The organism is Pseudoalteromonas sp. 31A1, from assembly GCF_011378815.1.
Lineage (GTDB): Bacteria > Pseudomonadota > Gammaproteobacteria > Enterobacterales > Alteromonadaceae > Pseudoalteromonas > Pseudoalteromonas arctica.
Window position 1 is genome coordinate 24,323 of sequence record NZ_WTKY01000026.1, and the last position, 14,579, is coordinate 38,901.

The 14,579-nt window shown below is 39.9% G+C and carries 10 protein-coding genes; 3 read left to right on the forward strand and 7 right to left on the reverse strand.

The annotated features are described in order from the left end of the window. Nucleotide 1 precedes the first annotated feature (1 nt). Nucleotides 2-2,341 (reverse strand): S8 family serine peptidase, encoded by a 2,340-nt coding sequence (locus GQR52_RS18200; protein ID WP_165729346.1) that lies wholly within the window; start codon nt 2,339-2,341, stop codon nt 2-4. Between the two features lie 227 nt (nt 2,342-2,568). Here GQR52_RS18200 and GQR52_RS18205 point away from each other — a divergent pair, with 227 nt between their 5' ends. Further along, entirely contained in the window at nt 2,569-3,021 is a 453-nt protein-coding gene (locus GQR52_RS18205; RefSeq protein WP_165729347.1) for a cytochrome c, read from the forward strand. A gap of 91 nt (nt 3,022-3,112) precedes the next feature. Here GQR52_RS18205 and GQR52_RS18210 read toward each other — a convergent pair whose 3' ends face one another. Both GQR52_RS18210 and GQR52_RS18215 read right to left on the reverse strand, forming a co-directional pair. After that, nucleotides 3,113-6,235, reverse strand: a complete 3,123-nt coding sequence (locus GQR52_RS18210) for an efflux RND transporter permease subunit (protein WP_165729348.1) — start codon at nt 6,233-6,235, stop codon at nt 3,113-3,115. 12 nt (nt 6,236-6,247) lie between these two features. Continuing rightward, nucleotides 6,248-7,426, reverse strand: coding sequence for an efflux RND transporter periplasmic adaptor subunit (locus GQR52_RS18215; protein ID WP_007580481.1), 1,179 nt, complete (start codon nt 7,424-7,426; stop codon nt 6,248-6,250). Nucleotides 7,427-7,713: 287 nt separating this feature from the next. On the opposite strand from GQR52_RS18215, the gene GQR52_RS18220 reads away from it, so the two are divergent. Further along, nucleotides 7,714-10,221 carry a zinc-dependent metalloprotease gene (locus GQR52_RS18220; RefSeq protein ID WP_165729349.1) on the forward strand — a complete coding sequence of 836 codons (2,508 nt, stop codon included), beginning with the start codon at nt 7,714-7,716 and terminating at the stop codon, nt 10,219-10,221. A 69-nt stretch (nt 10,222-10,290) separates the two neighbouring features. On the opposite strand, the gene GQR52_RS18225 is transcribed toward GQR52_RS18220, so the two are convergent. From GQR52_RS18225 to GQR52_RS18240, 4 genes are all read right to left on the reverse strand, one after another. Further along, nucleotides 10,291-11,079 (reverse strand): PhzF family phenazine biosynthesis protein, encoded by a 789-nt coding sequence (locus GQR52_RS18225; protein WP_165729350.1) that lies wholly within the window; start codon nt 11,077-11,079, stop codon nt 10,291-10,293. A 19-nt stretch (nt 11,080-11,098) separates the two neighbouring features. Then, on the reverse strand, nt 11,099-11,572 hold the full coding sequence (locus GQR52_RS18230; RefSeq protein ID WP_165729351.1) for a pilin: 474 nt from the start codon (nt 11,570-11,572) through the stop codon (nt 11,099-11,101). Continuing rightward, complete coding sequence (locus GQR52_RS18235) at nt 11,569-12,393, reverse strand: hypothetical protein (RefSeq protein WP_165729352.1); 825 nt, start codon at nt 12,391-12,393, stop codon at nt 11,569-11,571. The genes GQR52_RS18230 and GQR52_RS18235 overlap by 4 nt, the downstream gene beginning before the upstream one ends. A gap of 70 nt (nt 12,394-12,463) precedes the next feature. Then, the gene (locus GQR52_RS18240; RefSeq protein ID WP_165729355.1) at nt 12,464-13,078 is read right to left on the reverse strand and encodes a PQ-loop repeat-containing protein; all 615 of its coding nucleotides are present in this window, start codon (nt 13,076-13,078) and stop codon (nt 12,464-12,466) included. A gap of 290 nt (nt 13,079-13,368) precedes the next feature. On the opposite strand from GQR52_RS18240, the gene GQR52_RS18245 reads away from it, so the two are divergent. After that, nucleotides 13,369-14,505, forward strand: a complete 1,137-nt coding sequence (locus GQR52_RS18245; protein ID WP_165729353.1) for a PepSY-associated TM helix domain-containing protein — start codon at nt 13,369-13,371, stop codon at nt 14,503-14,505. The last annotated feature ends 74 nt before the right edge of the window (nt 14,506-14,579 follow it).

The window sequence follows — 14,579 nt, forward strand, 5'->3', positions numbered from 1 at the left end:
CTTACTCTTGACCTGCGTGACCGAATGCGCGTAAAGACACACCCTCTAAAATACTCGCTGAGCTATTGTTAGTAATACCCGTGATTACGCCACCAAAAATATTATCCGGAGCATCACTAAATGCATAACTATTTGCACTTGTATCTAGTAAACGAACCGTCCAAGTACCTTTAGTCGACTCACCATAAAACGCATTTGAAAGCATTACAGCATCTTTTAAAACATACCCACTACTGAACCCAGTTGAAGTATCGTATGCTGGGTATAGCATCGCTTGTTTAGAGGACAGTAATACACTACGTGTACCCGCTGGCGATGTAACTTCTATAGCTAAATCTGTTCCGGCTGAAGTTTGTGTACCATCGCTTAAGCCAAAGCCCATCTCAGCATTACTTACATCTAACTTAAACTGCATTGCTTCAATGCTTAGCTCTTCAGTCACTTCAATTTCTTGTGTAAGACCCGTTGCATTGTTATCTGGAATTTCTAGTGCAAGTGCGTCTTCAGCAATTACTGAACCAACACCGCTCCACTGAGTAATAACTTGTTCACCTAAAGCAACATCGTAAGCCTTCGCCATAGAAACCGCAGCTCCAGCATCAGCACGACCAAAACCATATAAGTTATTGAAGTTATAACCGGCAGAGTTTTCAATCCAACCGTCGTGTGCAACAAATTCGCCTTCACCAACTGTTAATTTAACAGCAGCATTATCTGCATCAATTAAAGTGCTAGTTGATGCAAGGATATGGCGAACGTCACGCCATGTTAAATCTGGATTAGCCGAAAGAATTAACGATACCACACCCGATGCATTTGGCGCAGCAGATGATGTGCCATTAAACGTTGAAGTATAGTTACAGCTTGCATTGTCTGCATGGCCTGGGTAGTTAAATGGATATTGACTTGCAGCAAACTCTTCACCGTAAGCTTCAGCCCATGCTGCAATAGAACCACCATTGAAACCTGAATAACCATTAATACACGTCATTTGATCTGTTGTTACCATTGCAGGTGCAAAACGACCATACTCACCCGCTGGAGCCGACACCATTACGTTAGCACCCGCTGTAGAATAGCTAGTATGCTTCCCGTTCGCATTTACTGCAGCAACACTCAAGTAATAAGGATGCCCTTGGCTTGGCTCAAAAGCGCCATTGTAACAAGTTAAACCTAAGTCATTTGCACCATTATCAGCACAAAACGAGCCTTCTCTGTCGCCATCAATGAATGAGTTACCACTAGATTTCATGTTTAGCGCACCTTTACCATCACGAAGGTTAAGGTTAGGGTAGGATTCAATTGCTTCATCTAGTTCTGAATAGCCAAAGAATGCAGGGAACGTAATACCGTAACTACGGTTAAAGGCTGAAATATTTTCAGACGTACTAATACCACTACCAGGGAAGCCATGAGCAAGTAAATCAGTTTGTGCTACTTTATCTCCACCAAGGTAGTTCATACCGATTAAGCCAGCATCAGGTGCAACACCACGGCCGCCTTTGCCATTCCAACCTTTTGCTGCAATTAAGCCGGCAACACTTGTTCCGTGGTCACCACTGTTTGATGTACTTGTAGGGTCTGTACGATCTAGCGCTTCAGCGTTAAGGTTTAAAGAACGATTTGGTAATACGTTATCTACTAAATCTTCGTGGCGAATTTCCATACCCGAGTCAACAACAACAGCAGTTACACCAGCTCCTGTAACGCCTTGAGCATAAGCGGCTGTTACATTCATATCTTCACCAGCAACCAACCCTGTAGCTTCTGCATTAGCAAAACTAGCATCAACACTTGCTTGCGCTTCCTCTTCGGTATCACCGAATAGGCTTACGTATAAATTAACTAAGCCCTGCTTCATTTCATCACTTAATGAGTATGCTTTTTGGCCTGTATTATTTAGGTGCCATTGTTGATTTGCTAATGGGTCACCAACAACTCCTGAAATGTTTATTTGCGCAGAAGCCGCTTTACCATTTGCGTTTACAGTGTAATCAATAACTGCATCATCATCCGACATTGGAACATAAGTAAATGATGTTCCCTCTACAGTTAGAGTGCCGTGACTAAATGTGAATACGCCATCTTCTGCAACCACTGCTTCACCATTTTCAGTGAAGCTAAATGTAAGTGCATCACCATCGTTATCGCTGGCTTTAAATTCTGCAGTAACAGGGATCCATTGTTTTAAATCTGCAACAACAACATCACTCGCTTTAGGCGCTACGTCAGTAACTAATGGTACGCTGCTTTTATTATCGTCATCACTACTTCCACAACCAGAAAGTGAAACCACTATTGCAGCAGACAATGCTGACATTTTAAAAATATTATTTTTCATAAACTCTCTTTGTTAGTTATTTTTATGATGGGGGGGGAAGTTACACAACAGGAATCAAAATAACAACGAGGTGTTTACAGTCATTAACAATAAAGACAATAGATGTAACGATAGGGTAATCGTTGTATGCTTAGTTAAAGAAACAATTATTAAGCACATATATTAACTTGAACATTCAAAGAAGCTAATATAGAACAGGATTAACAATTACTTTAAAAGGGGCAAACATGAAATTGAAAAAAGTATTAGCAGGTATAGCATTAGCTACATGTGCACTTAGCGTATCGGCAAATTCTGCATTTAAAGAACCAAGTGACGCGATTGAATACCGCCAAGCAGCGTTTTCAATGATCTCAGTGCAAATTGGTGATATGGGCGCAATGCTAAAAGGTAAAGTACCTTTTGACGCAGAACAATTTAAAAAACGCGCTAACAACGCTGCAGCACTTTCAAAAATGCCATGGGAAGCTTTTTACGAAGGGACTGATAAAGGCGATACAGCGGCACTTGCTGCTGTTTGGGCCGAAAATGCAACCTTCGTTGAAAAAGCAAATGCTTTTGCAGCAAATGCAGATAAGCTAGCGTTAGCTGCTCAATCGGGCGATAAAGCCGTAATTGGTAAAGCTTTTGGCGCATGGGCTAAAGGCTGTAAAGATTGCCATAAGCAATTTAAAGATTAATATTTAGTTGTTTCGACTTAAGTCACAATAACTAAATAATAAAAAAGCACTGAGCGTTAATTACGGTCAGTGCTTTTTTTATGTTTTTTATCTACGAGACTTTAGCAGCTCGACCTTTAAATGGGCGCTTAAACACCGCACCAATATCACCTAAAATAATATATAAACACGGTACTAATATAAGCGTTATTAACGTTGCAAACATAACTGCAAAGCCAAGCGCTACTGCCATTGGTATTACAAACTTAGCCTGCAGGCTTGTTTCAAACATAATAGGTAATACACCAGCAAAGGTTGTTATCGACGTTAATAGTATTGCTCTAAAACGGGCACAACCAGCTTCTATTACTGCATTTTTAACGCTAACACCTTCGCGGCGAACTTGGTTAACGTAATCGGTCATTACAAGTGAGTCATTTATAACAACACCTGCTGCGGCAATTAAGCCAAATCCCGACATTAAGCTCATATCTAAATCAAACCAATAATGACCCCAAATAGCCCCGGTTAAACTAAACGGAATAACCGACATTACAATAAGCGGTTGCGAATAACTTTTAAGCGGTACAGCTAGCAGTATGTATACTAAAATCATCCCGCCAATAAAAAACATTATTTGCTCATTAGCTTGAGCTTGCTGCTCTTCTATTGCACCACCAAGTTCTGATTTAACACTTGGGAATTCTTCTATTAACTGTGGCAGTAAGTTTTCTTTTACTTGCTTAACTACTTCACCTGGCTCAATTTGCTCTTCATCAATATTGCCATAAACATACACGGTACGATAACCGCCTTCGCGACGTATATAGCTAATTCCTGGCGTTTCTGTTAATTCTACTACATCGCCAAGTAATACTTCTCGACCTTGCGGGGTAGTAACAACGGTGTGTTTAAGCGATGAAAATGCTTCTCGAGTCAGTTTAGGGTAGCGTACCATTACGCGTACTTCTTCGCCGTTTCGGATTACACGCTGTGCTTCGCCACCATAAAAACTAGCACCCACTTGATTTGCAATACCGGCTAAATCTAAGCCTAAATCGTAAGCAACAGGTTTAAGGCTCATTTGCACTTCTTTGCTCGCAGGATCTATGGTTGAGCTAATATCAAACAATCCTTTTTGCTGTTGAAGTAATTGAATAAAACGACGACCCGCTTGATTTAAAGTATCTATGTCTGAGCCATACAGTAAATAGCCAAACTCGCCGCCGCCATTACCACCGCCGCCACCAACATCGTCTTGAATAGTTAACGACTTAATACCAGCAATCGTCGGCATAGCCTCACGCCACCGGCGAGAAAGCTCAAATGCATTGTATGGACGTGAATCTTCGTCAACTAATGGAGCTAGTAACTGCGACTCAGTTCTGCCTTGATTAAATACCAATACATCACGAATAATCTTTTGGCCAAACTCACGTTCAGTTTCTTCATCGACTCTAAGTACCATAGCTTCTATTTCACGAATAGCAGCAATGGTTTGTAAGTCAGAAACGTTGTCGTTCATTTCTACTTGAATTTGTGGAAAGTCGTGCGGCACTTTAGGAGTTGGAACTGTACGTACTTTATTAGACGTAATAAGTGCAATACTGATTATAAACATTGCAATAAAAGCAAACAAAACAGTCCAGCGCCAATCAACACACTTAGCAATAAAACGTTTGTATGGCCCATTTACGAAACCAAAAAAGCGTGTGTTGAAGCGATCGCGCCAACCACCTTTTTTAATCGGCGAAAAGTGCGTATGAGCAATGTGAGCTGGCAGTATCAGCTTTGATTCAATCAAACTAAATACTAAACACAGCATTACTACAACGGCTATACCATAAAAGAAGGCACTTTCTGGCCCGCTCGACATTGTGAATGGTGCAAATACAGCAATTGTTGTTAACACACCAAAGGTTGCAGGGGTCGCGACTCGGTTAGCGCCACGCACAACATTTTCTACACCACCGCCGCTTTTTTCAACTTCGGTGTAGGCAGCTTCCCCTATCACTATGGCATCATCCACCACTATGCCAAGCACCATTATAAAAGCGAATAACGAAATAATATTAATGCTAATGCCAAATAGTGGCATCATCATCATGGCCCCTAAAAAACAAACAGGTAAGCCAATCATTACCCAAAGCGCTAGTTTAAAACGCAAGAATAACGACAACATAATTGCCACTAAAATAGCACCTTGAAACAGGTTAGCTTTCATCATATCAAGGCGAGCATTTAGGTAGTAGGTCATATCCATTAATGGCTCTAATCGAATACCTGGCGGTAGCTGCTTATTTTTTTGATCAATAAACGCTTTAACCGAATCCGCAACGGGAATCATGTTTTGCTCTTGCGTTGCTTTTACCGATAAATACACCGCGTTTTCGCCATTAAACTTAAAGTAGCGCTCACCTTCGGTAAATTGATCTTTAATAACTGCAATATCTTGCAGTAAAACTTTAGCGCCATACTCGCCAATTTTTACCGGAATTTGCCTAAACTCTTCACCCGAGTAAAACTGATTCTCGACGCGAACAGAAATAACACCTGCGTCTGTTTTTAGCTGCCCCGCCGAAAAGTTAGCTGAGTAACGGCGTACCGCATTCATCACATCACTAAGGGTTAGATTATATTGGCGCAGCGTATCGGGCTCTATTTCAATTGCTATTTCATCAAGAGGAACATCGTTTACCACTAACGACACGTTAGATAACTGTAGTAACTCATCCTCTATTTGGTTTGCTATAGGCTTAAGCTCTGTAAGTGGTAAGTCAGCAACGAGCGTCATACCTATTACGTCTTGCCTAAACTCAACCTGACTTATGGTGACCGGTTCCATACCCGCCGGAAAAGTCGCAATACCATCAACACGCAACTTTACTTTATCAAGCACATCGGTAAGTTTTGCATCGGTGTTTATTTCCAGGCTGGCTGTACCGCCATTTCTAAATGCGCGATACACGCCTTTTTTAATTTCGGTTATATCTTTAAGTGACTCTTCAACTTTTATAAGAATACTTTCTTCTATTTCCTGAGGAGAGGCACCTGGGTAATTAGCCTCAATATTAATGTAGTTAATCTCTACATTAGGAAACATTTGACGCTGAATCGTAAAGTAACTTATAGCCCCCATAATAATGATAAAAAACATCATTAAATTAGCGGCTACTGAATTATTAGCAAAGTAGGCAATTAGCCCTGTTTGTTTTTGTTGTATTGACTCGCTCATAACTATTACACCCTACAGCTGTTGCGTGTTTGAAGTGCTCGTTTCTGAGCTTTCAGGTTTTGCAGCTACACCTGCAATTTTAACCTGCATTCCTTTTTGCGGGTATTCAGGTAAAGTAATAACGAGTTTGTCATCGGCATTTAAACCACTGCTAATATAAAAATACTCACCCTCTTCACGAATAACCGTTACTTTGCGAGGCTCTAGTTCTTGATTTTCGTTTACTACCCACACAGTTTGATTGTTAACTAAAGCTTGCGGTAAACGGTAAATATTATTAAGCATTGCACCTGCAAAATTCACCTGTACGTAGCTGCCAAACTTAATGGCTGGTTGTATGTTTTTAAGACCGTATGGGTCTTCTATACGCACTACTAGACTACTCATACGCGTAGCGTTATCAACAATCCCTAGGTCGCGGTCAATTACACCTTCACGGGTGAAGCTGTTTAGGCCTTTTTGAATAATCGTTGCGGTAATACCTTTAATACGCTCTGGTAAAAAAACGCTATCGAACCCTGCTATAGGAATAATCACTTCAGCAGTTTCAATATTATTGAGCTCAGCAACTTGCGAACCCATAGTGACAAATTGACCAACACCTACATTTCGGCTAATAACCAATGCATCGTAAGGGGCTGTTACTTCACAATTATCTAAGTCACGTTGTGCACGTTTTAATGCAGCTTGCGCCGACTTTACAGATGCCTGCGCACTTAACACTTGAGGCTTACGTAAAAATAAGTCGGTACGCGCTTTACTTGGAAAACGCTTTGCTTCATCTGCGGCTACTTGAGCTTGGGCCTGCTCTTCAATTAAGCCTGCTTGTGCACGAGCAATTTCTGCCTCTGCAACAAGTACTGCTGCTTCGTAGTTGTCTTTTTCGATAGTAAATAACGTTTCACCGCGAGCAACGATGCCGCCGGCTACAAAATTAGGATGCCAACTTAACACTTCACCCGACACCTGCGCCGAAAGCTGTGTACTTTCAAGAGGCTTTACTTCACCGTAGCTATTAATAATAACTTGATGATCGTTTGCAGCCACTGGCTCAACTTGCACTGTTGGACGAGTATCAATTACTTCTTTTTTTTCTGGCTCTTGTGCAATGGCATTTATTCCCATAAAGCCAACAACACCAACAATTAGCGCTACAAATGGAAAAACCCATCTAAGTGAATTTGTTTGCATATCCTATTATCCCCAAAATTCTATTAACGTCATAATACCAGAGCCATATGAAACATTAAGGTGACATTTGTAAGCAACTGTTGCAAATACATATAAACCACTGCTATTTAGGGCTATAAAAATAACTTTGCATGCAGCTCACCTCATTTGTTATATTTTGTTACAAACTTTTGTTTATTAATATCAGTTAATTAGCGTTGTACACTTAAATTTCGTCGCGAAGATGTGCGAAATTAAATTAATTTACGTACAGTCCAATTAAATTAACAAATATTAAAAGTCTCAAAATGAAATTAACGACCATCACCCTTGCGCTTAGCTTAGCGTTTGGCAGCCATGCATTTGCAGCCGATAAAAAAGACGAAAAAGAGCCAAAAACACTTAGCGAAATGATCAAAGGACAAACCGAATTTGCCGGTATATTTAGCCTTTATCAAGACGAAAAAACCGGTAAGCACCTTATGGTGATTAACGAGTCCCAACTTAATACGCCGTTTGTATATTTTGCGCACACTGTCGATGGCGTTACAGATGCAGGCCATTATCGTGGTTCGTACCGTGAAACTAAGTTAATTGAATTTAGAAAATACTTTGATCGTATCGATATCATTAGCAAAACACCTCGCTACAAATTTGACGAAAACAGTGCAATTTCAAAAGCGAGTGATGCCAATATTAGTGAAGCGGTACTTGCGAGCATTAAAATAGAAAAAGAAGAAGACGGTAAAATAGCATTCAACGTAAATAAGTTATTTTTAAGCGAAGCACTTCATAAAGTATCACCTACGCCAAATCCAGCTGATAAAAACGCCAAAAAGCGCTTTAAAGTAGGCAAATTAGACGATAAAAAATCACGCATTATTAAACAGCGCCCATACCCTAATAATCTAGACGTGGTTGTTGATTACGTATTTACTAACCCAAGCCCAACGGTACGTGGCTCAAATGCAGTAAGCGACCCACGTAGCGTATCGGTAAAAGTTCAGCACTCGTTTGTTGCTTTACCTAGCAATAACTACGCACCACGTATGGATGATGCGCGCATTGGTTATTTTACAAATCAATTTGATCAAATGACATCTACCGATTGGGCACCTTATGAAGATGTTATAAAACGTTGGGATCTACAAAAGAAAGACCCTAGTGCAGCACTTTCAGAGCCAGTAAAACCAATTACTTGGTGGATAGAAAACACCACACCTATCCAATGGCGCGATACTATTCGTGACGCTGTTTTAACGTGGAATACTTCTTTTGAAAAAGCCGGTTTTAAAAATGCCTTAGAGGTAAAAGTACAACCAGATGATGCAGACTGGGATGCGGGCGATATTAATTACAACGTACTGCGTTGGACTTCGTCACCTAAGCCTCCATTTGGCGGATACGGACCAGCACTTGCTAACCCATTAACAGGCGAAATACTGGGCTCAGACATTATGCTTGAGTTTGTATTTATGAAAAACCGCTGGATTTATGACACACTTTTCACTCAAGGAACAATGAGCCACGGTGAAACAACAAATACCGGTGAGCTAAATTGCTCACTAGGGCATGAGATTCAACAAAATCTAATGCTTGCCAAAGGTCTTGCTAGCGGCGACAAAATTGAAGATAAAGAAATGCTTCGCCAAGGTCTAACGCAATTGGTACTTCACGAAGTTGGCCATACTTTAGGTCTTAACCACAATATGAAATCATCTATTTTGTGGGATGAAAAAGAAGTACACGATAAAAACAAAACCCAAGGCATAGTAACCGGTTCTGTTATGGATTATGCACCGGCTAACATTGCCCCAATTGGTATGCAGCAAGGTGATATTTTTCAAACAAAACCAGGTCCTTACGATGATTGGGCAATTAACTATGGCTACAGCGTAGCACTTGCAGATGAAGCTGCTGAGCAAGCTAGACTTGAAAAAATACTTGCTCGTTCAAGTGAACATGCCCTTGCCTTTGGTAACGATGCAGACGATATGCGCGCACCAGGTCGCCATATCGATCCACGTGTAATGATTGGTGATTTGTCGTCAAATCCTGCGGCCTATGGCGCAGATCGTATGGCGTTAATTAATAAATTATTTACTGAGCTAAAAGATAAAGCAACAGTTAAAGGTGAGTCTTACCAACAGCTTGTTACCTCTGCTAATAGCTTATTTGGTCAGTACAGAGCTCAAGCGGGTGTTGTTTCTCGCCAAATTGGTGGTGTGTACGTTGAGCGTGCTGTAGTGGGTGATACAAACGCAGATAAACCATTTACACCGGTATCGCTTGAGCGTCAAACACAAGCGATGGATATACTCGCAAAGTTTGTATTTGCACCAGACGTACTACAAAACATGCAACCTCTATATAGCTACTTGCAACTGCAACGTCGTGGCTTTAATCACTTTGGTAAAAATGAAGACCCTAAAGCACACAAAATGATTTTAGGTATGCAAAAGTCTGTACTTGCGCAGCTATTACACCCAGCCGTATTACTGCGTATTTCTGATACTGCTTTGTACGGTAATGAATATAGCCTAACTCAGTTTATGCAAGATTTAACCGCTAATATTTTTGTGAAAAGCAAAGACGCAAACTCTATTAGTCACAACTTACAAATTGAGTATGTTAACCAGCTAATCGCAATTGCAGGTCTTGGCAAAGCAAGTAAGTACGATAACTTAGCTAAAACAGCTGCGTTATATCAGCTAACTCAAATAGCCGATACCAGTATTGCTTGGGGTGCAGATACAGCAACTAAAGCGCATAAAAAATATATTGATCGCTTAATTGCAAAAGCACTAGAAGCGTAAAATATCTCTAAAAATTGAGTAAACCAAGGCCACGTTTAACGTGGCCTTTTTTATAACTTAATTCACAGATCAAATATAAATAGTGCCTTTTAAATACCTTACAGCATGCCCCGTTAAGGTGACGGTTGTATCACCCACTTCACATAGTAAATACCCGCCTCTGCTTGAAGCCTGATAAGCGCTTAACGTAGTTTTACCCAATTGCTGCGCCCAGTAAGGTGCCAAACCAGTATGAATAGAGCCTGTTACATAATCTTCGTCGCCACCGCTTGCAGGCCAAAAATAACGAGATATAAAATCATATTCAGCACTTGCAGCAGTGGCCACTACATCAAGTGGATAAAGCGTTTTTAAAAGCTCTGAGCTAGTTTTTAATTCAAGTATTTGATCGGCGTTTTCATAAATAACAAAGTAGGCTTGGCCATTTTTAAGCACTTTACTCGGTTGTATAGACAGGCCGTCAAGCAGTTGCTGAGGCACATTTTGTACTTCAACCGGTGCTTGTTTTGGAAAGGTCATTGCAAAGCTGCCATCGTCGTTTTTATTAACGATTAGCTCGCCCACCGCATCAGCAATAAAGCGAATTTGCGATATGTTATGCTCTTCACATAAAACATAGGCAGCCGCAAGTGTGGCGTGACCACAAAAATCGATTTCCATTAACGGCGAAAACCAACGAATAACAAAACTGCCATCGTCTTGCAGGCAGGTAAAAGCAGTTTCAGATACGTTATTCTCAGCGCCAATCTTTAGCATTAAATCGTCACTTAACCACGATTCTAGTGGGATCACTGCCGCATAGTTACCTTTAAATAACTCATTCGTAAACGCATCAATTTGATGAATAGCTAATTGCACTTTAATCCCCTAAACTATTTTATATACACGCTGAAGGTAAAATTTCTTTTGGTACTGTTGTTTTATTTTCGCCAACCGCTTGCATGCCAGTTACCGGTTCGTCAAACCCACATAACCACGCAATCGGGCTTGTAGGGCTTCCCGTTACAACTGCGGGTCTGAATGTTAAAACTGTATTTTGCAAAAGCTGTGAAGCTTTATTACCCAAGCTAATATGAATAGCACCATTATCAACTGTAATACCTGTTACTCGATTGCCAATCAAAAATTTACCTGCAGGCACACCTGCTTGTTCATTACTTGCTGGAAAACGCCTGTTTTCAAGATAATAAACCGTAACGTCTTCTCTAATGGCAGCTGCCATTGCAAGTGGGTCAACAAGTTCTGCTCGTTGTATATACTTACTGTATTGAGGTAGCGCAACCGCAGCTAAAATACCAATAATGGACACCACCACCATCAACTCTATTAACGTAAATCCTTTTGTTCTCATAGCACTTCTCCTAGCATAAATAGTGGTTGATAAGCCGCTTTCACAAATAAGCAAATAGACACAACAATGACCAAACCATAAACAATAACGAGCTTATTTATAAAGCTTTTAATATGTGTATTAAGTAACTTTAGCTGCTGCTTTAATAACGCTTTAAATTCTTCTTGGGTTTCTAAACCTAGCAGCTCGCATTGAGCTAAGTGCTGGGTTTGAGGTGTAGAGGCTTTAACACCCTTTTTATGATTACTTGGAAATAATAGCGTGGTAATTAAAGAGTTATGCTCATTAATTAATTGACGAGGAATAAGAAATTTAAATAAACCCGAAAAAGGCTTTAGCTCTGTGAGAGCACTTACATTTTTTAGCTTTAAAATAACGGTAAAAATAATACTCAGCAATAAAACGAGTAAAATAATTGGCACATACCAGTACGTAAAATAATCATCAAATACATGATTTAAAGAAACAGTATGCTTGCTATATATCTCAACAAAAGTAGGCACAACAAAAGACTGATACAACAAAGAGGATAAAACATAAATAACAAATACAATGGTTAAGTAACTAAGCCAGCCCTTGTGCTCAAACTTAAATTCGTTAACTAATTCCGGTAAACATTGATAATACGTAGCTTGCTTTTGCGATGTTGCTTCATCTTGAGATGCAATTTGCGTCACCAGATTATGCGCTAATTTACTATGCGACCCGCTATTGGCATACATATTTAAATGGGGCGGTGTACTCAGCTCATCTTTTTGCTCTGTACTTAGTGTTTTAGAGCTATTAACACGGCAAATATAGCCAAACTGATTCCAATTCATACTTTACCCTTTTATTAGATAAAGTAATTTGCCATAAATTAGGCTAAATAGGAACTTAAGTAGCTTGTTTTTAAGCCATTACAGGCCGCATTCTATAATATTGCATACAACCAAATTGCACAGCATTGGTAAGCAACAGCATAATAAACATAAGTAAGTGCGCCGTGCTTGGAGCAACTGTTGTAAGCTCAACAACTAAGCCGCAAATACCAGCAATAAACTGCAAGCTAAAGTAGCGTGCGCTTAAATTACTTACGTTACCCGTACGCAATGTTTTATAAGTTTGCGGCATAACACGTACCGAACTCATCACAAGACCAACATACGTTAAAGCGCTTAATACCGTTGCAGTATCGAGGCTTGAATTTAAAAGCAGTGAAAAAGGCAGTAACGAAAAACCTAGCATAGTAAACAACTGTACCCGTTCTCGTTTAGCTGCGTTATAACGTGCAAAAAAATACAAAATAAGTCCGCTTAACGCACCGGTTACAATAAATGGTAACGCAATATAAAAACGCTCAAAATAAATATTGTAGGTTATAAAATAAAGGCTTTGTGCTAATCCAAACGTCATCATCAATAGTGATAAACCTGAGACACTACGATTTTTTCGAATTTTGTTTAGTAATGGTAAAAAACTAAAAACCAAAATAAATGAAGACAATATAGGCAAATAATGCGCCAAAGCAACCTCGCTCGTTACATAAATGTTAATTAAAAACGGAAATAAAAACATTTAATAAACATTTGTTTTAAAAGGCTTTTACTATAAGCGCGGCATTGTAGAGCCGCGTAAATTTAACTCAACTAAATAAGACATTCTTGTTTTAGGTACTGGCAAGCTAGGTATACAAAAACCGTAGAATTAAGTTCACGGTTTACCGGTTTAATAGAAAGCCTCACCGCCAAACTATTAAATAAAAATGATAGTTGTTATCATGCGCAAGTCATTAACTGCTGTATATAAAACTACCTATGAGAAAAACTCTTTTTAAAATTCACAGTTGGATCGCTCTAATAGCTATCATTCCATTGATTGTTATTAGTATTACAGGGTGCGTATTAGTTTTTAAAAGTGAAATAGATGGCTTACTTATGCCAAGCAGCCACTTTGTTGTAAATGCACTGCCAGAGCGCATGCCAATCGACACGTTAATTGCCAAAACAGAGCATGCTTACCCTGAATATGTAGTAGGTAGTTGGGAAATATTTAACGATGATACAGCTGATCGGGTTTACTTAGTCAAACGCGGCACAGAGCAATGGTATAAGTTTCATTTAAACCAGTATACGGGTGACATTTTGTCTGAACCTGTTGGTACCAGCCATTATTTTACCGATTGGTTTTTAGAACTACATTACACCTTTTTACTGAACGACTTTAAAAACCTGCCAGGTCAAATAGGTACTGTACTAGGCTTCTTTTTTGCGTTGTTTTTATTGGTGTTAGGTATAACTGGGCTTATTCTTTATCGTAAATTTTGGCAGCGTCTATTTAGTGTGCGCTGGCGTGCAACACTGCAAATTGTACTTAGCGACATTCATAAAATGACGGGGGTTATAGGATCTCCCATCATTATTATTTTAGCTATCACAGGTGGCTACTTTAACTGGGCGGTGTGGTATCACGAAGTTATTGAACACGCAGAGGAAGAGCACTTTGTACTAACCAAAAACCTACACAGTAGCGATATTTCGTTTCAACGCATACTTGATGACAGTAAAAAGCAAATACCCACTTTTAACGGCACGTTTTTAGTTATGCCACTCGAACCTGACGAAAATATTACTTTATTCGGCGAAGTCGATACCGCCAACCCACTTGCTAGTGAGTATGCCAATACGGTTAGCTATAACAAGCTAACAGGCGAGCACATAGCTAACTGGGATATTCGCGAAGTAGGCGTTGGCTGGCAGGTAATTGATAGCTTTAGAAAGCTTCATTTTGGCTACTTTGCAGGGCTAATAAGTAAAATACTGTGGTGCGTAATTGGTTTAAGCCCAGTGTGGCTAGCAGGTACTGGTTTTTACTTATGGTTTACTCGCCGAAAACGTAAAAAACAATCACAAAAAAACCGTTTAAATAAACGCCAAGTCACTAGGGCGTGTTGATCTTTGGTGGGTGAATTTGCAGCAGTATGTTTGGTTTTTAGGCAAGGCGGAGCCTATGTAGTGTGGTTATTCCC